The sequence below is a fragment of the Ottowia pentelensis genome (assembly GCF_964341695.1).
Map to the genome: position 1 here is coordinate 1,227,385 of NZ_OZ224513.1, position 20,947 is coordinate 1,248,331.

General features: G+C 69.1%; 19 protein-coding genes. 7 read left to right on the plus strand and 12 right to left on the minus strand.

Annotation, left to right across the window (positions count from 1 at the left end; translation table 11 throughout):
* Positions 1-2: 2 nt before the first annotated feature.
* Positions 3-857: an alpha/beta fold hydrolase gene (locus tag ACWHMB_RS05925; RefSeq protein WP_293224240.1), complete on the plus strand. Its 855-nt coding sequence runs from the start codon at positions 3-5 to the stop codon at positions 855-857.
* Between the two features lie 129 nt (positions 858-986).
* Positions 987-2,126 carry an ABC transporter substrate-binding protein gene (locus ACWHMB_RS05930; RefSeq protein WP_293224238.1) on the plus strand — a complete coding sequence of 380 codons (1,140 nt, stop codon included), beginning with the start codon at positions 987-989 and terminating at the stop codon, positions 2,124-2,126.
* A gap of 4 nt (positions 2,127-2,130) precedes the next feature.
* Here ACWHMB_RS05930 and ACWHMB_RS05935 read toward each other — a convergent pair whose 3' ends face one another.
* Both ACWHMB_RS05935 and ACWHMB_RS05940 read right to left on the minus strand, forming a co-directional pair.
* Positions 2,131-3,000: a metallophosphoesterase gene (locus ACWHMB_RS05935; protein ID WP_377481339.1), complete on the minus strand. Its 870-nt coding sequence runs from the start codon at positions 2,998-3,000 to the stop codon at positions 2,131-2,133.
* Positions 2,997-3,779: an SDR family NAD(P)-dependent oxidoreductase gene (locus tag ACWHMB_RS05940; protein WP_377481336.1), complete on the minus strand. Its 783-nt coding sequence runs from the start codon at positions 3,777-3,779 to the stop codon at positions 2,997-2,999. The genes ACWHMB_RS05935 and ACWHMB_RS05940 overlap by 4 nt, the downstream gene beginning before the upstream one ends.
* Positions 3,780-3,982: 203 nt before the next feature.
* Between ACWHMB_RS05940 and ACWHMB_RS05945 the strand changes: the two genes are divergently transcribed.
* A complete protein-coding gene (locus tag ACWHMB_RS05945) occupies positions 3,983-4,366 on the plus strand; it encodes a hypothetical protein (RefSeq protein ID WP_377481332.1) in 384 nt (127 codons plus the stop codon).
* Between the two features lie 39 nt (positions 4,367-4,405).
* Here ACWHMB_RS05945 and ACWHMB_RS05950 read toward each other — a convergent pair whose 3' ends face one another.
* A complete protein-coding gene (locus ACWHMB_RS05950) occupies positions 4,406-4,819 on the minus strand; it encodes a cupin domain-containing protein (RefSeq protein ID WP_377481329.1) in 414 nt (137 codons plus the stop codon).
* A gap of 101 nt (positions 4,820-4,920) precedes the next feature.
* Between ACWHMB_RS05950 and ACWHMB_RS05955 the strand changes: the two genes are divergently transcribed.
* Complete coding sequence (locus ACWHMB_RS05955; RefSeq protein WP_377481326.1) at positions 4,921-6,510, plus strand: winged helix-turn-helix domain-containing tetratricopeptide repeat protein; 1,590 nt, start codon at positions 4,921-4,923, stop codon at positions 6,508-6,510.
* Here ACWHMB_RS05955 and ACWHMB_RS05960 read toward each other — a convergent pair.
* From ACWHMB_RS05960 to ACWHMB_RS05970, 3 genes are all read right to left on the minus strand, one after another.
* Entirely contained in the window at positions 6,488-7,072 is a 585-nt protein-coding gene (locus ACWHMB_RS05960; protein WP_377516475.1) for an IS630 family transposase, read from the minus strand. The two genes, ACWHMB_RS05955 and ACWHMB_RS05960, sit on opposite strands and share 23 nt — an antisense overlap.
* A complete protein-coding gene (locus ACWHMB_RS05965; RefSeq protein WP_377516474.1) occupies positions 7,000-7,545 on the minus strand; it encodes a helix-turn-helix domain-containing protein in 546 nt (181 codons plus the stop codon). The genes ACWHMB_RS05960 and ACWHMB_RS05965 overlap by 73 nt, the downstream gene beginning before the upstream one ends.
* A 154-nt stretch (positions 7,546-7,699) precedes the next feature.
* Complete coding sequence (locus tag ACWHMB_RS05970; RefSeq protein ID WP_293224226.1) at positions 7,700-9,463, minus strand: DEAD/DEAH box helicase; 1,764 nt, start codon at positions 9,461-9,463, stop codon at positions 7,700-7,702.
* A 405-nt stretch (positions 9,464-9,868) separates the two neighbouring features.
* On the opposite strand from ACWHMB_RS05970, the gene ettA reads away from it, so the two are divergent.
* Both ettA and wecB read left to right on the plus strand, forming a co-directional pair.
* The gene (gene ettA, locus ACWHMB_RS05975) at positions 9,869-11,530 is read left to right on the plus strand and encodes an energy-dependent translational throttle protein EttA (RefSeq protein ID WP_293224224.1); all 1,662 of its coding nucleotides are present in this window, start codon (positions 9,869-9,871) and stop codon (positions 11,528-11,530) included.
* Positions 11,531-11,575: 45 nt separating this feature from the next.
* Complete coding sequence (gene wecB / locus ACWHMB_RS05980) at positions 11,576-12,673, plus strand: non-hydrolyzing UDP-N-acetylglucosamine 2-epimerase (protein ID WP_293224222.1); 1,098 nt, start codon at positions 11,576-11,578, stop codon at positions 12,671-12,673.
* Positions 12,674-12,845: 172 nt separating this feature from the next.
* Here the strand turns inward: wecB and ACWHMB_RS05985 are convergent, their stop codons facing one another.
* Positions 12,846-13,382 carry a peroxiredoxin gene (locus ACWHMB_RS05985; protein WP_293224220.1) on the minus strand — a complete coding sequence of 179 codons (537 nt, stop codon included), beginning with the start codon at positions 13,380-13,382 and terminating at the stop codon, positions 12,846-12,848.
* 6 nt (positions 13,383-13,388) lie between these two features.
* The gene (locus ACWHMB_RS05990; protein ID WP_377483834.1) at positions 13,389-15,860 is read right to left on the minus strand and encodes an adenosylcobalamin-dependent ribonucleoside-diphosphate reductase; all 2,472 of its coding nucleotides are present in this window, start codon (positions 15,858-15,860) and stop codon (positions 13,389-13,391) included.
* A gap of 268 nt (positions 15,861-16,128) precedes the next feature.
* Between ACWHMB_RS05990 and ACWHMB_RS05995 the strand changes: the two genes are divergently transcribed.
* On the plus strand, positions 16,129-17,337 hold the full coding sequence (locus ACWHMB_RS05995; RefSeq protein WP_293225883.1) for an NnrS family protein: 1,209 nt from the start codon (positions 16,129-16,131) through the stop codon (positions 17,335-17,337).
* 78 nt (positions 17,338-17,415) lie between these two features.
* On the opposite strand, the gene sufT is transcribed toward ACWHMB_RS05995, so the two are convergent.
* The 4 genes from sufT to ACWHMB_RS06015 are packed head-to-tail and all read right to left on the minus strand — an operon-like array spanning position 17,416 to position 20,945.
* Positions 17,416-17,967, minus strand: a complete 552-nt coding sequence (sufT, locus tag ACWHMB_RS06000) for a putative Fe-S cluster assembly protein SufT (protein ID WP_293225881.1) — start codon at positions 17,965-17,967, stop codon at positions 17,416-17,418.
* The gene (gene sufU, locus ACWHMB_RS06005) at positions 17,967-18,440 is read right to left on the minus strand and encodes a Fe-S cluster assembly sulfur transfer protein SufU (protein WP_293225879.1); all 474 of its coding nucleotides are present in this window, start codon (positions 18,438-18,440) and stop codon (positions 17,967-17,969) included. The genes sufT and sufU overlap by 1 nt, the downstream gene beginning before the upstream one ends.
* Positions 18,437-19,702, minus strand: a complete 1,266-nt coding sequence (locus ACWHMB_RS06010) for an aminotransferase class V-fold PLP-dependent enzyme (protein ID WP_293225877.1) — start codon at positions 19,700-19,702, stop codon at positions 18,437-18,439. Before ACWHMB_RS06010 ends, sufU begins: the two co-directional genes overlap by 4 nt.
* A complete protein-coding gene (locus tag ACWHMB_RS06015; RefSeq protein ID WP_377483831.1) occupies positions 19,695-20,945 on the minus strand; it encodes a SufD family Fe-S cluster assembly protein in 1,251 nt (416 codons plus the stop codon). The genes ACWHMB_RS06010 and ACWHMB_RS06015 overlap by 8 nt, the downstream gene beginning before the upstream one ends.
* Between the last annotated feature and the right edge of the window lie 2 nt (positions 20,946-20,947).

Sequence of the window (20,947 nt, forward strand, 5' to 3'; positions counted from 1 at the left end):
CCGTGACGATTACCGAAGCCTCCACCAGCCGCCTGCTGCGCGTGCAAGCGCAGGATCTCGATTTGCAACTGCACTACAACGATATCGGCGCGGGCGAACAAACCGCGGTGATGCTGCACGGCTCCGGTCCCGGTGCCAGCGGCTGGTCCAACTTTCACCGCAATGTCGAGCCGCTGGCGGCGGCTGGCTACCGCGTGATCCTGATGGATTGCCCGGGCTGGAACAAGAGCGATCCGATCGTCTGCACTGGTTCGCGCTCGGAACTCAACGCACGCGCGCTGCAAGGCCTGCTCGATGCGCTGGGGTTGGACAAGGTGCACATCGTCGGCAACTCGATGGGCGCCCACAGCGCGGTGGCGTTTGCCATGGCGCAGCCCCTGCGCGTCGCCAAGCTGGTGCTGATGGGTGGCGGCACGGGCGGCATCAGCTCTTTTGTGCCCATGCCGACCGAGGGCATCAAGCTGATCGGGGCGCTATACCGTGCGCCGACGCTGGAGAACCTCCAGCGGATGATGCAGGTGTTCGTGTACGACCCCGGCAGCCTGACCGAGGAACTGATGGCGCAACGGCTCGAGAACATGCTGGCGCACCGCGAGCACCTGGAGAACTTCGTGCGCAGCAGCGAGGCGAACCCGCGCCAGTTTCCGGACGTCGGCCCGCGCCTGGGCGAAGTGGCGGCGCCCACCTTGGTCATCTGGGGCCGGGACGATCGGTTCGTGCCGCTGGACGCAGGCCTGCGTCTGGTGGCCGGCCTGAAGGACGCCGACCTGCACGTTTTCAGCCGCTGCGGACATTGGGCGCAGTGGGAGCACGCCGACAAGTTCAACCGCATGGCGATCGAATTCCTGTCGCGCTGACCGTGATGAATTCGCACGAACCTTCGACCGCGGCGGCTGGGAACCGTCGACTCCACCAACTCGCGCGGCATTTCCGAACCCGGCCGCGCATCCAACAAGCACTTTGAGCGCAATCTGAAGGAGATACCCTTGAAACTCAACTGGAAACCTCTGGCCGCCGCGGCCACCTTGGTCGTCTCGGCGGCTCCGGCCCTGGCCGACATCAATGTCGGCGTCATCTTCTCATTGACGGGGCCCGCCGCGTCGCTCGGCAAGGAGACGCGCAAGGCGATCGACCTGATGCCGAACGCCCTGGGTGGCGAGAAGATCAACTACATCGTGCTCGACGACGCCACCGATCCCTCGCAGGCGGTGAAGAACGCGCGCAAGCTCGTGCTGGAGGACAAGGTTGATGTGCTGTTCGGTGTCAACGCGATTCCGTCCGCTCTGTCAATCGCCCCAGTGGCGGTCGAGTCCAAAACCGCCTTCCTGGCGCAGGCGCCGGTGGTGGTCGGCCCGGATCTGCATCGCTACACTTTCCGCATCGAGCCGCTGGCGGAGGTCATGGTCGGTCGCGTGGTCAGCGACATGAAGGAGCGGGGTATCAAGAACGTCGGCTTCATTGGCTTCACGGATGCCTGGGGCGAACTGCTGCTGAAGGCGCTCACCAAGACCACCGAAAGCGAAGGCATCAAAATTACCTCGATCGAACGCTATGGGCGCACTGATCCGAGCGTGATGGGTCAGGTCATGAAGACCATCAGCGCCAAGCCAGATGCGGTGTTCGTGGGTGGCTCAGGAACGCCGGCGGCGTTGCCGCACATCACTTTGCGTGAGCGAGGCTACGCCGGGCCGATCTACCACTCGCATGCGGTCGCGAACAAGGATTTTCTGCGCGTGGGCGGCAAGGCGATCGAGGGTGCGCGGTTGGCCATCGCACCGGTGCTGGTCGCAGAGCAACTGCCCGATAGTCAACCCAACAAGGCAGCCGGCCTCGCCCTCGACAAGGCACTCACCGCGAAGTTCGGTCCGGATTCGCGCTCCAGTTTCGCGGGCGCGTCTTGGGACGGCTGGTTGGTGCTGGAAGGTGCCCTGAAGGCGGCGCTCGCCACGGCCAAACCGGGCACCCCGGAGTTCCGGGAGGCGGTGCGCAATGGGCTCGAAAAGACCAGCAAGGTGGTGGGTGCCAACGGCACCTACACCATGAGCGCCGAAGATCACGGCGGCTACGACCCCAAATCCGCCGTGCTGGTCGATGTAGTCGATGGAAAGTGGAAATTGACGAAGTAGCCGCTCAGATCGGGTGGCTGGGGCCGAACGCCTCGACGTAGCTGAAGTGGCAGGCGATGCCATCGGCGGCCGTCCAGCGGTACAGGCCGATCATGGGCGGCTCGAAGCGCAGGGCCAGCGGGGCGTCGGGGCGCAGGTCGAGCGTCAGCTGGTGCGAGCTTGAGGGTGCCACCACCACCGGCGCGCCACCCAGCTGCCCGACGATGGCGCGGTGCAGGTGGCCGGCGGCGATGGCCTGCACACCGCCGTGCGCCGCCACGATGCGGCCCAGTTCGGCGCGGCCCTGCAGCAGGCCGCAGGCGTCCATGGCGGCCATGCCGCTGATCAGGGGCGGGTGGTGCATGAAGATCAGCACCGGCGCGCCGGCGCAGGCGGTCAGGTGGCGCTGCAGCCAGGCCAGCTGCTCGGCCGCGAGCGCGCCGTGCGCGGCACCGGGCACCACGGTGTCCAGGCCGATCAGGTGCAGGCCGCCGTGCTCGACGTGCAGGCAGACACAGTCGCCCGGCGCGTCGGGCGCCACCGGCATGGCCGCGGCCAGTGCCTGGCGCGCGGGGGCGCGCCGGTCGTGGTTGCCGGGCACGGCCAGCACGCGCGGGCCGCCATCGGCCGGCGTCGGCAGGGTGTCGGCCAGCAGGGTGGCGATTTCGGCGTAGTCCTGTGGCCGGCCGCTGTCGGCCAGGTCACCGGTCAGCAACAGCACGTCGACGGCCGGTTGCAGCGCGCGCACGTGCGCCAGCGCGCGGCGCAGGCTGCCCGTGGGGTCGAGCGGGCCGGTGGCCGGCCCGGGCTGGAGGCCGATGTGCGGGTCGGTGATCTGGGCGATCAGCATGGCGTGCGGCCGAGGGGGCGTGCCGGGGTCTTGCGCGGCGCTCACACCGGCACGGTGTAGTTCAGCGCCATGCGCCCGCCGTCGACCATGACGATTTCGCCCGTCATGTAGCTGGCGGCGTCGCTGGCCAGGAAGGCCACCACCTCGGCCACCTCGGCGGGCTCGCCCAGGCGCTTCATGGGCGTGCGCATCATGATCTTGTTCTTGGCGTCGTCGCTGGTCAGCACCGCCTGCGCGGCCAGCTCGGTGGCGATGGTGCCGGGCCCCACGGCGTTGACGCGCACGCCCTTGTCGGCCAGCGCCAGCGCCATGGCGCGCGTGAGCTGGTTGATGCCGCCCTTGCTGACGTTGTAGCTGGCGATGTTGGGAATGGCCAGCACGCTGTTGACCGAGCTCATGTTGACGATGGCGCCGCGGCCGGCGGCGGCCATCGCGCGCGCTACCGTCTGGCCGACCAGGAAGGCGCCCTTGAGGTTGACGCGCAGCACGGCGTCGAAGTCGGCCTCGCTCACGTCCAGAAAATCCGCTGCCTTGAAGATGCCGGCGTTGTTGACCAGCACGTCGATGCGGCCGTGCTGGCCCAGCACCTTGGCCACCAGCGCGTCGACCTGCGCCTTGTCGCCGACGTCGCAATGCATGTAGTCGGCCTGCAGCTCGGCCGCCAGGGCCTGGCCGGCGGCGTCGGCCACGTCGGCGATCACCACCTGCGCGCCCTCGCGCGCGAAGCGCCGCGCGCAGGCCGCGCCAATGCCCTGCGCGGCGCCGGTGACGATGACGACGCGGCCTTGCAGGCCAAAGCAGATGGGGGCGGTGGTGGCGGACATGGTCGAATCAGCGAGGCGGCAAAGCGCTGGAATGTACCACTTCAGTATGCAAATTCTGATGCGGTGGCGGTCATTTTTGGGGCGGGCCTGAATCACCACCCCGAGCCGGTTCCGAGGCCCGACCCGCTGTCCGCTGCCGGGCGGATGCCGTCGTCCGCTGCGCCTACACTGCCCCTTTCGGCCCACCCGTGCGACGCTTGCCCATGACCACCCTGACTTTGACCGAACTGTATACGAGTGCCGATGGCCGCGCCAGCTTTCGCGACCGTGTGGTGGTTTTGGCCGAGGGCTCGCCCGTCGCACGCCTGTCGGCGCTGCAGGCCTCGGGTGGCTGGCAGTTTCGCCACAGCCCGGTCGGCTTTGCCAGCGACTTTCATTGCACCACCACGCCGCAGTGGCTGGTGGTGTTGCAGGGGCGCATGGAGATCGGCCTGCGCGACGGCAGCGCGCGCGTGTTCGGGCCGGGCGAGTGCTTTTACTCCAACGACACGCTGCCGGCGGGCGCCAGCTTCGATCCGGCGCTGCACGGCCACCGCAGCCGGCTGCTGGGCGACGAGCCGCTGGTCACGCTGTTCGTGCGCGCCTGAGCGGCTGGCTTGGCGCGCCGTGGCGCCTGGGTTCGTGCGTTATGGCACCAATGCGTCGAGTTGGGGCAGCAGGGTCACGCTTTCTTGTGTCTTGGGCTCGTTGCGAGCGCCGATGAAGACGGCGGCGGTGTCGCTGCGGTTGACGGCCACATGCGGCATGCCGGCCGGGATGGACAGGTAGTCGCCGGGCCGCACGAGGTCGCAGTGCTCCAGCCGCGCGCCGGTCCACAGCTCGACCGCCTCGCCGCTCTGCATGCGGTGGGCGGTCTCGTGTCCGTGCGCGTGCGCCTTGGTGCGCTGGCCGGCCGCGAGCGTGATCTCGCCCATGAAGAGTGCGCGCGCGCCGACGCTTTCGGCGCTGACAGCCGGCGCGTAACGCGAGCCCTGGGTGCTGGTGAAGGCGGGCGATGGGCGGATGACGTACCGCGCGGACCTTGCATCGGGTGCTGACATGGTGTCTCTCCTGCGATGGTTGCGGGCCGGTGGCCCGTGGCCGGACAATAGGGGCGCCCGCCGCGCGTGTCACTGAAACGGCGCCGAAAAGTTGCGAAATCATGCCCAGCGAGAACGCCGAGCCCGCCGTGACGAAGCGCTTTGCGTTCGGTCCCTTCCTGTTTGATGCCGCGCGCGGCACGCTGACGCGCGATGGCCAGGCCCTCACCGTGGGCCAGCGCGGCCTGCGCATCCTGCAGGCGCTGCTGGAGGCCGGAGGCGAGTCGGTGTCCAAGGCCGATTTGATGCGCCTGGCCTGGCCGGCGCTGGTGGTGGAGGACAGCAACCTTTCGGTGCAGGTGGCCGCGTTGCGCAAGCTGCTCGGCCCGGCGCAGCAGCACGGCTCGGAGTGGATCGTCACCGTGCCGCGCACCGGCTATCGCCTGCTCGGCGCGGCTGCGGTGGAGGAGGTGCAACTCGCGCCGCTCGACCATGGCCTGATCGACCACGGGGGCCGACCCAGCATCGCCGTGCTGCCCTTCACGCACCTGGGCGACGATGCCACGCAGGAGTATCTCGCCGACGGCCTCACCGAGGCGCTGATCACCGCGCTGACCCGGTTCCGCTGGTTCTCGGTGACGGGCCGCAATGCCAGCCATGTCTACAAGCTGAGGCCTGCCGACGGACGCACCGCGGCCAGCGAACTGGGGGTGCGCTACGCGGTGGAGGGCTCCGTGCGCAAGGCGGCCGGGCGCGGACGCGTTTCGGTCCAACTGGTGGAGGCGGCGGGTGGCCGCTGCCTGTGGGCGGAACACTACGACTTTGGCGATGCCGATCTGTTCGACGTGCAGGACGCCATCACCCGGCGGGTCGCGGGGGCGATGGAGCCGGAGCTGTTGAAGGGCGCGGGCGATCTGGCTGCGCGGCGCCGCGGCGGCAGCGTGAGCGCGTGGGACTTGGTTGCCCGGGGCTCGTGGCTGTTCCACCACGTCACGCGGCCCACGCATCTGGAGGCGCGCGAGCTGTTTCGCCAGGCCAGCCGCATCGACCCCGAACTCACCGAGGCGCACCTGTGGCTGGGCCGGGTCAGCGCCGGCCTGGTGGGCTACGCATGGAGCGAAGACCCGGCGCGTGACCTGCATGAGGGCCAGTCCGCCGCGCTCCAGGCCGTGCAGCTCGACGAGAAGAACCCCTACGCCCACTATGCGCTGGCCATCGTCAGCAATTACGTGGACGACTTCGTGCTGGCGCGTCGCAGTGCCGAGAAGGCGATCGAGCTGAGTCCCTGCTTTGCGTTGGGCCACCTCGTGCACGGCATGACGGCGCTGTTTTCGGGCCAGGCCGGCGCTGCGGCGCAGGCGCTGGAGGACGGGCTCAAGCTGAACCGCCATGACCCGCAAAACTTTGTCTGGTACACCTTGCAGGCGCTCGCCCAGCTGTTCGACGGCCGGGCCGAAGCGGCGCTGCAAGGGGCGGTCGCCGCCTTGAAGGTGCGGCCGACTTGGCGCTCGGCGATGCAGGCGGCGGCTGCAGCCAATGTCGCGCTGGGGCGCCGCGGCGCGGCGGCGGCTTGGCTGCGCGAGTGCGCACAAACGCAGCCAGGATCCGCCGACGCGCTGCAGCCGCTGTGGCGTGGCAATCCGGCATGGGCCGAGCGCATGCGCGAAATGCTATTGAATAATTCCATTTCTAATTCAATAGCGCATCAATAATCCACGGCCAGGCGACGATGGATCGGATCCGTTCGCAGTTGCTCTCGAAGTCTCGCAGGGCGAGCTCAAGGTGATCTTCGAGCGCCTCCAGGCTGTCGAAGACGCGGTTGTGGAATCGCTTCTCGCGCAGCTCGTCCCACACGTGCTCCACCGGGTTGAGCTCCGGCGCATAGGGGGGCAGGCTCAGTAGGCGCATGTTGGCGGGCGGGTGCAGCTCACCACTGGCATGCCAGCCGGCACCGTCAAGCACCATGACGATGCGCTCGTGCGGGTGACGCTCGCTCACCTCGTCGAGAAACAACTGCATGCACTCGGTGTTGACGTGAGGCAAGATGAGCGAGTCCAACTGGCCGCTTGCCACATCGACGGCGGCGTACGCGTAGGTGTACTCGTGGGTCAACATGGCTTGGCACAGCGGCCGCACCGGCTTGGGCGCCCAGCAGCGGCGCACGTCGTTGATGCGTCCAAAGCGCGCCTCGTCCTGGAACATCAGCTTGATGGGGCCTTGCTGCGGCCAGTGCGAGCAGATTTCGGCAAGGCGCTCGGGGAGTTTTTTTTCCACTCCTCTTGAGCCAAAGGATCGCTTTGCGGATGGCGTTTGTCGGGGGCCAGCTTGCGCCAGCCGTGGCGGTGCAGCAGGTTGTAGACCGAGGACAGCGCCATGGGACGGCCCAGGGCAGCTTCGATTTCACACTTGACTTGACCGACCACCAGGATGCCGCCCGTGCGAGCGCGATCAAGAAAGGGCGCCAGCACCTGGCGCTCCTGCTCAGTCGTCATGTTCTGGTGGCGCCTGCCGCCGCGCGCGGGGCGCTGGCCGTCACCTGCAACCTCGCCGGCCAGGAAGCGATTGCGCAAGCGGCAGGTCCACGCCGGGGAGCGGCCGATGACCTGCGCGGTTTGCTCCAGGCTCAAGCCATAGTCCAGCGGCAACACCACCGCCTGTGCTTGGCGAAGCTGCTCAGCGGTCTGTGCGCCGGCCAGCATTTGACGGGCCGACTCCAGACTGTCGGCACCTCGGGCTGTTCTTGCCATGTCGTTCTCCTTGCGGGATCGGTGACATGGATATTATTGATCTATTGATATGGAAATGGAATAAGTAGCTGCTCGCGCTTGCTGCGCAAGCGCTGGAGGCAAAAAATGCAAAAAGACCTCCGAAGAGGCCTTTGCATGGTGCGGTGCGCCGCGCTCAGCGCCCGTAACCGCCGCCGGAGCGCTTGCCGCCCCCATAGCCGCCGCCACCGCCGCCGCGGTTGCGCTTGCCGCCGCCCTTGCCGCCCATCAGGTCGATGCTGGTGCGCATCGGGTCGGGCTGGCCGGCGGCGCCGTGGCTGGGGCCGCGCGGGACGCTGCGGCGCGTGTGCAGGTTGGTCTGCAGCGGGTCGATGTGGCGCGGCAGGGTGTCCAGCTCGCGCTCGTCATCGCCGTCGTCGAAGCCGCCGTCGTAGCCGCGCGGTGCGTGCGACTTGGGCGGGCCATTGTCTGGGCGCATGGCGTGGCCGGCATTGGGCCCCGCGTTGGGGCCGGCGCTGCCGCCCTTGCCGCGGCGGCGCTTGCGCTTGCGCGCCGGCTCGGCGCCGGGCTGGCCGTCGGCGCTGCGCGCGGGGCCGTGCGCGCCCTCGGCGCCGTCAGCGGCGGCACGTGGCGGTCGCGCGCCGCGCGCACTCTGGCCTTGCGTGGCCTTGTTCTCGCGGATGCGCTGCATCATCTCCTGCCGCGCGGCGCGCGCGGCGGCCTGCATCACCTCGCGGCTGGGCGGTTTGCCCAGGCCGCCCCACAGGGTCTGGCGGCCCATGGCGATGGGCTCGGCCTGCTCGCCGTCCTCGGGGCCGTAGGCGTCGAGGATGCGCACCGGGATCTGCTGGCGCGTGAAGCGCTCGATCTCGTGCATGAAGCCTTCCTCGTCCAGGCACACCAGGCTGACGGCCTCGCCGCTGGCGCCGGCGCGGCCGGTGCGACCGATGCGGTGCACGTAGTCCTCGGGCACGTTGGGGATGTCGAAGTTGACGACGTGCGGCAGCTCGTCGATGTCGATGCCGCGCGCGGCGATGTCGGTGGCCACCAGGGCGCGCAGCTCGCCGCTCTTGAACTCGGCCAGCGCCTGCGTGCGGGCGCTCTGGCTCTTGTTGCCGTGCAGCGCCATGGCCTTGATGCCCTGCGCGTTCAGGTAGTCGGCCACCTTGTTGGCGCCGAACTTGGTGCGCGTGAACACCAGCACCTGGCTCCAGTCGCCCTCGCTGATCAGATGCGTCAGCACCTGCTTCTTGCGGTTGCGCCCCACCGGGTAGATGAGCTGCGCGATGCGCTCGACCGTGGTGTTGGGCGGCGTCACCTGGATGCTCTTGGGGTCCTTCAGCAGGTTGGCCGCCAGCGCGCGGATCTCGTCGCTGAAGGTGGCCGAGAACAGCAGGCTCTGCTTGGACGCGGGCAGCAGGGCCAGCACCTTCTTGACATCGTGGATGAAGCCCATGTCCAGCATGCGGTCGGCTTCGTCCAGCACCAGGATTTCGACGTGCGAGAGGTCCAGGTGGCCCTGCTGCTCCAAGTCGAGCAGACGCCCGGGCGTGGCCACCAGGATGTCGCAGCCGGCCTGGATGCGCTCGATCTGCGGGTTCATGCCGACGCCGCCGAAGATCACGGTGGAGCTCAGATCGAGGTATTTGCCGTACTGGCGCACGGCTTCCTCGACCTGCGCGGCCAGCTCGCGCGTGGGCGTGAGCACCAGGGCGCGAATGGCGCCGGGGCGCCGCGCGGGGCGGGTGGACAGCAGCTGCAGCAGGGGCAGCGCAAAGCCGGCGGTCTTGCCGGTGCCGGTCTGCGCGCCGGCCAGCAGGTCGTGGCCTTGCAGCACGACGGGGATGGCCTGGGCTTGAACGGGGGTGGGCTGGGTGTAGCCCAGATCGAGCACGGCCTTGAGCAGGGCCGGTGCCAGGTTCAGATCGTCAAAGTTCATCAGATGGATGCGCCGTGCAATGCGGCGCGGCTGCCTTGGGCCCGATCCGGCGCAGGGCCGGCCAGTCAGGTGGGCGAAAAGCGGGTTCTTCTTGAGGTGGGCGCCCTGGCGCGCGATGGGCCCGGATGGGCTGCGCATGTGCAAGGTGCCCCAGCGGAAGGGCTGGCTGAAACGGGGAACTGGTGAACCGTCAGCCCCGCCATTATCGCACGCATGGCGCAGCGGATGCGCGCGCGCCGCGCCCGCGGCTGCGCCCCGGCCATGGCGCAGCGCCGATAATCGAGGTTTGGCGGCCTGCGGCCACGCGGTGCCCGCGCGGGGGATCTGCTCCTCCGATTTCAAGCGTTTTAATGCTGCAGCGCTCGCCTGGCAAGCGCTGATAGCTATGTTTTTGAGAGTAATTTGATGGCCCAGTACGTCTACACCATGAACCGCGTCAGCAAGATCGTGCCGCCCAAGCGGCAGATCTTGAAGGACATTTCGCTGTCGTTCTTTCCCGGCGCCAAGATCGGCGTGCTGGGCCTGAACGGCTCGGGCAAGTCCACGCTGCTGAAGATCATGGCCGGCATCGACACCGAGATCGAGGGCGAGGCCACGCCGATGCCGGGCCTGGACATCGGCTACCTGCCGCAGGAGCCGCAGCTCAACCCCGAGCACACGGTGCGCGAAGAGGTCGAACTGGCGATGGGCGAGGTCAACGCCGCGCGCGCCCGGCTGGAGGAAATCTACGCCGCCTATGCCGAGCCCGATGCCGACTTCGACGCCCTGAGCGAGGAGCAGGGCAAGCTGGAGGCGGTGATTGCCGCTGCCGGCACCGACAGCGAGCACCAGCTGGAAATTGCCGCCGACGCGCTGCGCCTGCCGCCCTGGGACGCGCAGATCAAGAACCTGTCGGGCGGCGAAAAGCGCCGCATCGCGCTGTGCAAGCTGCTGCTGTCCAAGCCCGACATGTTGCTGCTGGACGAACCCACCAACCACCTGGACGCCGAGAGCGTGGAGTGGCTGGAGATCTTTCTGCAGCGCTTTCCCGGCACCGTGGTGGCGATCACGCACGACCGCTACTTCCTGGACAACGCGGCCGAATGGATCCTGGAGCTGGACCGCGGCTACGGCATTCCGTGGAAGGGCAACTACAGCACCTGGCTGGAGCAAAAGGAAGCGCGCCTGCTGCAAGAAAAGAAAAGCGAAGACGCGCGCATGAAGGCCATGAAGAAGGAGCTGGAGTGGGCGCGCCAGAACCCCAAGGGCCGCCAGGCCAAGAGCAAGGCGCGCCTGGCGCGCTTTGAAGAACTGAGCGACTACGAATACCAGCAGCGCAACGAGACGCAGGAAATCTTCATCCCCGTGGCCGAGCGCCTGGGCACCGAGGTGATCGAGTTCAAGGGCGTCAGCAAGAGCTTTGGCGACCGCGTGCTGATCGACAACCTCAGCTTCAAGGTGCCGGCCGGCGCCATCGTCGGCATCATCGGCCCCAACGGCGCGGGCAAGTCGACGCTGTTTCGCCTGATTGCCGGCAAGGAGCAGCCCGACGCCGGCGAGGTCGCCCTCGGCAAGACGGTGCAACTGGCCTTCGTCGACCAGAGCCGCGACGCGCTGGCCAACGACAAGACGGTGTGGGAAGACATCTCGGGGGGCCTGGACATCATCAACGTCGGCAAGTTCCAGATGGCCAGCCGCGCGTATTGCGGGCGCTTCAACTTCAACGGGCAGGACCAGCAAAAGAAGGTCGGCACTTTGTCGGGCGGCGAGCGCGGCCGCCTGCACCTGGCCAAGACCCTGATGCAGGGTGCCAACGTGCTGCTGCTGGACGAGCCCAGCAACGACCTGGACGTGGAAACCCTGCGCGCGCTGGAAGACGCGCTGCTGGAATACGCCGGCAGCGTGATGGTCATCAGCCACGACCGCTGGTTCCTCGACCGCATCTGCACCCACATCCTGGCAGCCGAGGGCGATTCGCAATGGGTGTTCTTCGACGGCAACTACCAAGAGTACGAGGCCGACAAGAAGAAGCGCCTGGGCGAGGAGGGCGCGCGGCCGCATCGCATGCGCTACAAGGCGCTCAAGTGAGCGGATGGGATCGGTTTTCCAACGCTGTGAATCTGTGGAGGTGAGATGAAGCGCATTCTTTGCGTCATTGGCACGCGCCCCGAGGCCATCAAGATGGCACCGGTGGTGTTGGCCTTGCGTGCCGATCCGAATTTCGACGTCCGCGTGCTGGCTACGGCCCAGCACCGTGAAATGCTCGACCAGGTGCTGCGCCTGTTCGACATCCAGCCCGACGTCGACCTGAACGTCATGCAGGCCAACCAGTCGCTCAGCGGCCTGACGGCGCGCCTGTTGACCGGCGCCGATGCCGTGCTGGCCGAGCAGGCGCCCGACGCCGTGCTGGTGCAGGGCGACACCACGACGGTGATGGCCATGTGCCTGGCCTGCTTTTATCGCCGCATCCCGATTGGGCACGTGGAGGCGGGCCTGCGCACGGGCGACATCCACAACCCGTTTCCGGAAGAGGCCAACCGGCTGATCGCCTCGCTGTTCGCGCGCTGGCATTTCGCGCCCACCGAGTCGTCGCGGCAAAACCTGCTGCGCGAGGACGTGGCGGATGCCGACATCCTGGTGACGGGCAATACCGTCATCGACGCGCTGCTGATGACCGCCGAGCGCAGCGCCACGGTCGATCTGGGGCAGCGTCCCGGCGCGCGCATGGTCTTGGTGACCGCCCACCGGCGCGAGAACTTCGGCGCGCCGTTTCAGGAGGTTTGCCGCGCGCTGCGGCATCTGGCCGAGCACAACCCGCAGGTGGACTTCGTCTACCCGGTGCACCCCAACCCGAACGTGCGCGATGTCGCGCACGCGGCGCTGGCGGATTTGCCCAACATGCATCTGTGCGCGCCGCTCGAATACGACAACTTCGTGGCGGCCATGAAGCAGGCCTACTTCATCATCAGCGACTCGGGCGGCGTGCAGGAAGAGGCGCCCGCGCTGGGCAAGCCGGTGCTGGTGCTGCGCAACGAGACCGAGCGCCCCGAGGCGGTGGACGCCGGCGTCGTCAAGCTGGTCGGGCCCCACTTCGAGCGCATCGTGGCCGAGGCCCAGCGCCTGCTCGACGACCCGGCGGCGTACCGGGCCATGGCCAAGGGCGTGTCGCCCTACGGTGACGGCCAGGCGGCCCAGCGGATCGCCCGACACCTGCGCGCCGCCTTGACATAAGCCCCTTGGCGCCATTCTTGCCCGATGCTTTTCGACTGCAAAGGGCGTTCGCCATGTTGACCCAGCGCGCAGCAGTTCGACCGTTGATTACGATCGGATACTACATAATTTATAGCTATTCGCGCTTGATTGGCGCCGGATTCCAGTGATTTTTTTGTAAGTTTCCGCCGCGTCAGCGCTTGTTGTGCACCCCGTCGCCTACCGCCTTCAGCGTCAGCTCGACGTGCCGCAGCGGGTCGCTGCCCTGATGGACAAAGGCAATCCGCCCATCCTGGCCGATGACGTAGGAGATGCGGTTGGCGACGCCCGGCAGCAGCGACGCGGCGTCGTAGGCCTTGATCGTTTGCCCCTTCGGGTCCGAGCCCACCGCGAACTGGTCCCGGCAGGCCTCGGTGGAAAAACGCTTGAGCGTGTCGATGTCGTCGTGCGAGATGCCGATCACGCGCGCGCCCAGCGCGGCGAACTTGGGCGTGGCCTCGGCAAAGGCATTGGCCTCGATGGTGCAACCCTGCGTGAAGGCCTTGGGGAAGAAATACAGCACCACCGGGCCCTTCTTCAGGGCCTCGGCCAGATCGAAGGCAAACGTCTGCCCGGCCAGGGCGGCGGTGCTCTTGAACTCGGGCGCGGCGTCGCCCGGCTTGAGCGCGGCGTGCGCGGCCAGCGGCAGCAAGGCGGCGCAGGTCAGGGCCAGGGCGTGGCGGCGCTTCATGGCGGCCTACCCGCAGCTGCCGACAAAGCCGCAGTGCGTGCAGTAGTCGCAGCCGTCCTTGCGGATCATGGCGTGCGCGCCGCATTCGGGGCACTTCTTGCCGGCCATCACGCCGGGGGCCGCGGGCGATGAGTCGGCAGCCGGCTCGGCCGACAGCATCTCGTCGGGCTCGAACAGCGAGGCCTGGGCCGCCTCGGCGCGGCGCGCGATGAGGTTTTCGACCGCATAGCCGATGGCCGCCACCTCGCTGTCGTGCCAGCGCGGCACGTGGGTGCCGTCGGCCTTCTCGTAGGTGCCCAGGCGCACCGGGCCGCGGTCCCAGGTGACCTTGCGCATGTCCGACAGCGCCCGATCCAGAAAGCCGCCGCGCGCGGCCAGGCTCAGCATGCGCATGGTGGCGGTGATCCACTGCTGCGACTCGCTGCTTTGGCCCACTGGCATGAAGAACTCGATGGCGCGCTCGATCGTGCCCTTGCCGTCGGCCGCGGGCACGGGCAGGAAGGTGACGATCAGGTACAGGCGCTGCTGGCCTTCGCTGGTCCAGTACTCGATCTTCTCGGCCACGGCCGGCAGGCCGCCGGCCGGGCGCTTTTCGATCACGGTGCGCATCGGGTCGTAGGCGGGCACCGGCGCGGCCTGGGGCTCGGGCTTCTTGGTCGACGTGGTCTCCAGCACCGCACCCAAAATGCTGTTGGGCCGGTAGGTGGCCAGGCCCTTCAGGCCGGCTTGCCAGGCCTGGCGGTACAGGTCCTTGAAGTCCTCGAACGGATAGTCCTCGGGGATGTTGACGGTCTTGCTGATGGAGGTGTCCACGTAGGGCTGCACCGCCTGCATCATGGCCACGTGCTCTTGCGCGCTCATCTGCAGCGCGTTGACGAAGTAGGCGGGCAGCTTGCCGGCCACGTCGTCGGTGGTGACGCTGGCGTCCACCAATTCGCGGTACAGGCGGAAGGCATGGTCTTCGACCATGTAGCTGCTGGTGCTGCCGTCGCCCTCGCGCTTGTTGCGCTTGTAGCCCCAGCTGAAGGCCGGCTCGATGCCGTTGGAGGCGTTGTCGGCAAAGGCCAGGCTGACGGTGCCGGTGGGCGCGATGGACAGCAGGTGGCTGTTGCGGATGCCGTGCTGGCGGATGGCCGCCTGGATGTCATCCGGCAGGCGACTGGCGAAGGTGCCCTGGGCCAGGTAGCCATCGGCCTTGAACTTGGGGAAGGCGCCCTTCTCGCGGGCCAACTCGACCGAGGCGCGGTAGGCCGCGTCGCGCATGCGCCGGCCGATCTCGGCCGCCATCTGGCGGCCGTCCTCGCGGTCGTAGCGCAGCTTGAGCAGGGTCAGCGTGTTGCCCAGGCCGGTGAAGCCCACGCCGATGCGGCGCTTGGCGGCCGCCTCGTCGCGCTGCTGCTGCAGCGGCCAGTAGGTGACGTCCAGCACGTTGTCGAGCGCGCGCACCTGGGTGGCCACCACCTGCTCGAAGGCGTCGAAGTCGAAGCGGGCCTCGCCGCCCACGCCAAAGGGGTGGCGCACGAAGTGGGTCAGGATGATGGGGCCCAGGTCGCAGCAGCCGTAGGGCGGCAGGGGCTGCTCGCCGCAGGGGTTGGTGGCCTCGATCTTCTCGGTGTAGTTGAGGTTGTTGTCGCGCCCGATCTGGTCCAGAAACAGGATGCCCGGCTCGGCAAAGTCGTAGGCCGAGGTCATGATGGTGTCCCACAGCTCGCGCGCGGGCACGCTGCGGTACACCCACTGGCCGTCGGCGCGCTGATGGGCGCCCTGATCCTTGACCTTCGGGCCCGGCTCGGCCCGGTGCACCAGCTCCCACGCGGTGCCGTCGGCCACGGCCTTCATGAAGGCGTCGGACACGCCCACCGAGACGTTGAAATTGTTCCAGCGCCCGGGCGTGCGCTTGGCAGTGATGAATTCCAGCACGTCGGGGTGGTCGATGCGCAGCACGCCCATCTGCGCGCCGCGGCGGCTGCCGGCGCTCTCGACCGTCGAGCACGACTGGTCGAACACGTTCATGTAGCTGCACGGCCCGCTGGCGTACGAGTGCGTGCCCTTGACGAAGGCGCCCTTGGGCCGGATGCGCGAGAAGTCGTAGCCCACGCCGCCGCCGCGGCGCATGGTCTCGGCGGCCTCGCGCAGCGCTTCGTAGATGCCGGGGTAGCCGTCGGCGTCGCGCCCCTGGATGGCATCGCCCACCGGCTGCACGAAGCAGTTGATCAGCGTGGCCTGGATGTCGGTGCCGGCCGCGCTCATGATGCGGCCCGCACCGATGGCACCGGCGTGCAGGTTGCTCAGGAACCGGCTTTCCCATTCGGCGCGCAGCTCGGGCTTTTCGACGCTGGCCAGTGCGCGGGCGACGCGGCCATAGAGCTGCTCGAGGGAGTGCTCGCCGGGCTTGAAGTATTTTTCCGCCAGCACGTCGGCGCTGATGGACTGGGCGGCGAGTGGGCGCTGCGCCTGGGGCAGCGGGTCTCTTTTCATGGGGTGAACTCCTCGGTCGACGTTGCCGGAGCCCAGCGGTCCGGCAGCCAAAAGCATCATTCTTGCACTGTTGCAGTTCGGAATCCGAAAGACCGGCGGTGTTTCGGCTCGGGGTTTTCGCGCAGGACGGCGGGCCGCCGGCGATCGTCCAGCAACCTTACTGAACACGTGCTCAAAATGATTCTTCTGGCGTCCAACGCCCCGCTATATAAAAATGAGCCATCTCGGCCTGCGCGCCGTCTCCAAGCGCACTTTTCGCGCCCGTTACATGAACCAACGCTCCGCTTCTTCCATCCCCGTCGCCGGGTCGGCGCCGGCTCCCGCGCTGCGCGGCTGGCCGCTGTTTCGGCTCGGTTTTCGGCCGTTTTACCTGGGCGCGGCGCTGCTGGCCTGCGTGTCGGTGCCGCTGTGGGTGGCCGTCTTCCTGGGCCATGCCCACACCGCGTTCGCGCTGCCGGCCCTGCTGTGGCATGGCCACGAGATGGTGTTCGGCTTTGCGGCCGGCGTCATCATCGGCTTTCTGCTGACCGGGGTGCGCGCCTGGACGGGCCTGGAAACCCCGCGCGGGCCGCTGCTGGCCGCCCTGGCGGTGCTGTGGCTGGCGGCGCGCCTGGCGGCGCTGACGGGGCCCTACGCGTTGTTCGCGGTGCTGGACTTCGCCTTGCTGCCCGTGGTGGCGGTGCTGCTGCTGCGCATCCTGGTCAAGGCCGGCAACCGGCGCAACATTCCGCTGCTCTCGCTGCTGCTGCTGATGGCGGCGGCCAACGCGGTGTTTCACCTGAGCGTGATGGGCGTGCTGGCGGTGCCCGCCGCCAGGCCCCTGTACGCCGGGCTGGCGCTGATCCTGATGGTGATCAGCGTGATGGCGGGGCGCGTGGTGCCGGTGTTCACCCGCAACGTGACGCCGGGGCTGAAGAACAGCGTGCCTCGGCCGCTGGAGTGGAGCGTGCTGGCCGCCACCGCGCTGGCGCTGGCGGCGTGGGTGTGCGGCGCGCCGGCCGGCCTGGTCGGGCTGCTGTGCGCGCTGGCGGCCGTGCTGCACGCGCTGCGGCTGGCGATGTGGAAGCCGCAGGTCACGCTGACGCGGCCCATCCTGTGGATTTTGCATGGGGCCTATGCTTGGCTGCCGATCGGCTTTGCGCTGCTGGCCGCGGCGCAGGCCGGCTGGGTGGCCGAGGCGCTGGCGGTGCACGCCTTTGCCGTCGGCGCCGTGGGCGGGCTGATCATCGGCATGATCACGCGCACCGCGCGCGGGCACACCGGGCGGCCGCTGAAGACCTCGTGGGGCGAGACCCTGGCCTACGCCCTGGTGCTGGCCGCCGCCGTAGTGCGGGTGCTGCTGCCGGCGGCCGTGCCGGCGGTCTACACGCAGGCGCTGTTGCTGGCGTCGGGCCTGTGGGGGCTGGCGTTTTTGATCTACCTGCTGATCTACGTGCCCTGGCTGACCCAGACGCGGCTGGACGGCAAGGACGGTTGAAGCCGGCCGACCCTGGACATGCAAATGGGGGCCGCGGCCCCCATGGTTTTGTGGTTTCGTGGCGCGCGCGCCGGGGCGTCAAAGCCCCAGCGCCAGCTTGGCTTCCTCGGTCATCATCGAGCGGTCCCAGGGCGGGTCGAACACGATGTTGACGGTGCATTCTTCGACACGCGGCAGGTTCAGCACCTTCTCGTTGACCTCGTTGGCAATCACCTCGCCCATGCCGCAGCCGGGGGCCGTCAGGGTCATGTCGATCACCACGTGCAGCTTGCCCTCTTCCTCGGCAAAGGGCAGCAGCTCGCAGCGGTAAACCAGGCCCAGGTCGACGATGTTGATCGGGATCTCGGGGTCATAACAGGTGCGCAGCGCCTCCCACACCAGGGGCTCGACGTCGCTGGCCTGCACGTCGCCATGGTCGATGACGGGCGTCGGGTCGGTCTTGCCAATGGCGTCGGCGTCGCTGCCGCGCAGGCGCACCAGCTGCCCCTCGACCAGCAGGGTGAAGGACGAGCCCAGCGCCTGCGTCACCTCGGCCCAGGTGCCTTCTTCCAGCTCGACCGGCGTGCCCGCGGGCACCAGCTCGACCTGCACCGTGCGGCGCACCAGCACGGTTTCGCGGTTGCGTCTCATCAAACGGGCTCCTGGTCCGAAATGACGGTCTCGGTGCTGCCCGAACCGTCTTGTGCGATGGCGTGCATCAGCGCGTGCCAGCCCAGCAGCGCGCACTTGATGCGGCTGGGGTACTGGCGCACGCCGGCCAGGCTGATCAGCTTGCCCAGCGGGGCTTCCTCGGGCTCTTCCTCGCCCGTCAGCACGGCGCGAAAGTGCTGCTGCAAGGCCTTGGCGGCGGCGACGTCGCGGCCCTTGACGGCCTCGGTCATCATCGAGGTGGAGGCCATGCAGATGGCGCAGGCGTGGCCGGTGAAACGGATGTCCGCCACCCGATCGCCCTGCAGGTCCAGCTCGACGGCGATGCGGTCGCCGCACGAGGGGTTGGTGCCTTGCGCCTGGTGCGTGGGATGGGGCAGGTGGCCGAAGTTGCGCGGCGCGCGCTTGTGCTCCAGCACCACCTCTTGATAGAGATCGTTCTCGGCGCTGCTCATCGCAGGACCTCCAGCGCGCGCGCGACACCAGCGACCAGGCGCTCCACCTCCTCGGGCGTGTTGTAGACCGCGAACGAGGCGCGCGTGGTGGGCCCCAGGCCCAGGTGGTCGATCAGCGGCTGGGCGCAGTGGTGGCCGGTGCGCACGGCAATGCCCTGCTCGTCCAGCAGGGTGCCGATGTCGTGCGGGTGTACGTCGCGCGCCACGAAGGACAGCAGGGCCGCATCGGTGGCGTGCGGCGCCAGCACGGTGACGCCCTCGATCGCCGCCAGGCCCGCCACCGCCTGCGCGCGCAGGGCGTGCACGTGGGCGTCGATGGCTGCGCGCCCCACCTGGTCGATGAACTGCGCGGCGGCCGCCAGGCCGACGGCGCCGCCCACGTTGGGCGTGCCGCCTTCCAGCCGGGCGGGCAGGGCGGCATAGCAGGCGCTGTCGTATTTGACCCACTCGACCATGTCGCCGCCCAGGCGCAGCGGGTGCAGGCGCTCCAGCGCCGCGCGCCGGCCGGCCAGCACGCCGGTGCCCATGGGCCCGTACATCTTGTGGCCCGAGAAGGCCATGAAGTCGCAGGCCAGGGCGGACAGCTTGGGCACGGCGTGGCTGGCCGCCTGCGCGGCGTCCAGCACGGTGAGCGCGCCGGCTTGCGTGGCCAGCAGCAGCATCTCTTCATAGGGTGGGCGCTCGCCGGTCGCGTTGGCCCCGGCCGTCACGGCAAACACGCGCGTGCGCTCGGTCAGCAGGCGCTGCAGATCGGCCGTGTGCAGGCGGCCTGCGGCGTCGGGGCGCAGCACGAGCAGCCTGGCGCCGCTGGCCTGCGCCGCCTGCTGCCAGGGGATCAGGTTGGCGTGGTGCTCCAGGCCGCTCACGATGATCTCGTCGCCCGCGCGCAGCCAGGCCTTGCCCGCGCCGCCCAGCCACAGGCCCTGGGCGACGAGGTTGAGCGACTCGGTGGTGCCCGAGGTGAAGACCAGCTCGTGCTCGGCTCCGGCGCCGATGAAGCGCTTGAGCACGGCGCGCGCGGCCTCGAAGTCGTCGGTGGCGCGCTGGCTCAGCGTGTGCACGCCGCGGTGGATGTTGGCGCGGTCGCGCGTCTCGAAGACGCGCATGGCCTCCAGCACCGCCAGCGGCATCTGGGTGGTGGCGCCGTTGTCCAGGTAGGCCAGCGGTGCGCCATGCACCGCCTGCGCCAGCACCGGAAACTGCGCGCGCAGGGCCGGCACGTTCAGCGCGCCGTCGTGCAGGAAGGCGTGGGCTTCACCCATGGGCGGGCTCCTTGAGGGTCAGGTGGCGGGCGATGGCCTGGTGCAGCCAGCCGCTGTCCAGCCATTCGGTCAGCAGGCGGGTGCCGTCGGCATCAATCAGGCAGCGCTCCAGCACGGCGCGCGCCATGCCGTCGATGATGAGGGCGCGCGCGGTGGTCTCGTCCAGGCCGCGCTGGCGGGCGTAGAACAGGGCGTCGGCCGGCAGCGCGCCCCAGGTGGCGCCGTGCACCGCCTGCACCTGGTCGTGCAGGATTTCGAGGTGCGGGCGCAGCACCATGCGCGGCTGGCCGTCCAGCGCGATGCCCGACAGGCGCTGGCGCACCGAGGCGTCGTCGCTGCCGGCGGCGATGCGGGTGTAGGCATTGGCCACCGCGCGGGCGCTGCCCGAGGCCAGGGCCAGGGCCTCGACCTGGCTGGTGGTGCGCGGCGCGTCCAGGCGGCTGAAGATGTGGTGGTCGATGGCCTGCGCGCCGGCCAGCAGCAGGCCGGCGTGGCGCGCCTCGGCGCCCGCGCCCTGCAGCTGAACCACGCAGCGCTGCAGGTGATAGCTGCCGCCGGTGGCGACCAGCGCCTGGGCGTAATGCGCGTCGGCCGCCAGCGTGGCGTGCACGACGTGGGCGCGGCGGTCTTGCGGGCCGGGCGCGGCCACGCGCAGGTGCTGCAGCCGGGCGCCGCGCGCCAGCCGGATGTGCACGTGCAGGTTTTGCGTCAGGCCGTGGGCGCACACGGCGGGGTCGTGCTCGTGCGACTCGATCAGCATGCAGCGCACGCCTTCGTCCACATCCAGCACCAGCAGCGGCGCCTCGGCCTGCGCGCGCGGCTGGTGGCGCAGCTGCAGCCACACGGTGTCCTGCTCGCCGGGCGCCTTGCCGGGCGTGCCCTGCACGCGCAGGCGCAGGCCCTGGCGGCACAGGGCGCGGTGGGCCCAGGCGAAGGGCGCGGCATCGCCGCCTTCGCCCGGCGGGGGCAGGCCGGCGAACAGCTCGGCACGCTGCGCCGGGTCGAGCGCGTCGAGCCAGCGGGCGTCGACGCCATGCGCCGGCGTCTGGCCCATGGGCAGCAGCGTCCAGCCGGTGCCCGCCAGGGGGGGCGCGTCGCAGGCGGCGTCGGTGGCCGGCTGGCCCTGCCACGTCGGCAAGTCGGGCGGGGGCAGGTGGCGGAACGATTCGTTGTGGCGGCCGATCCAGCCGTGCGCTTGCAGGTGGCTTTCGGCCGCCAGGATGTCGGCGCGGGCGCTGTCCATGC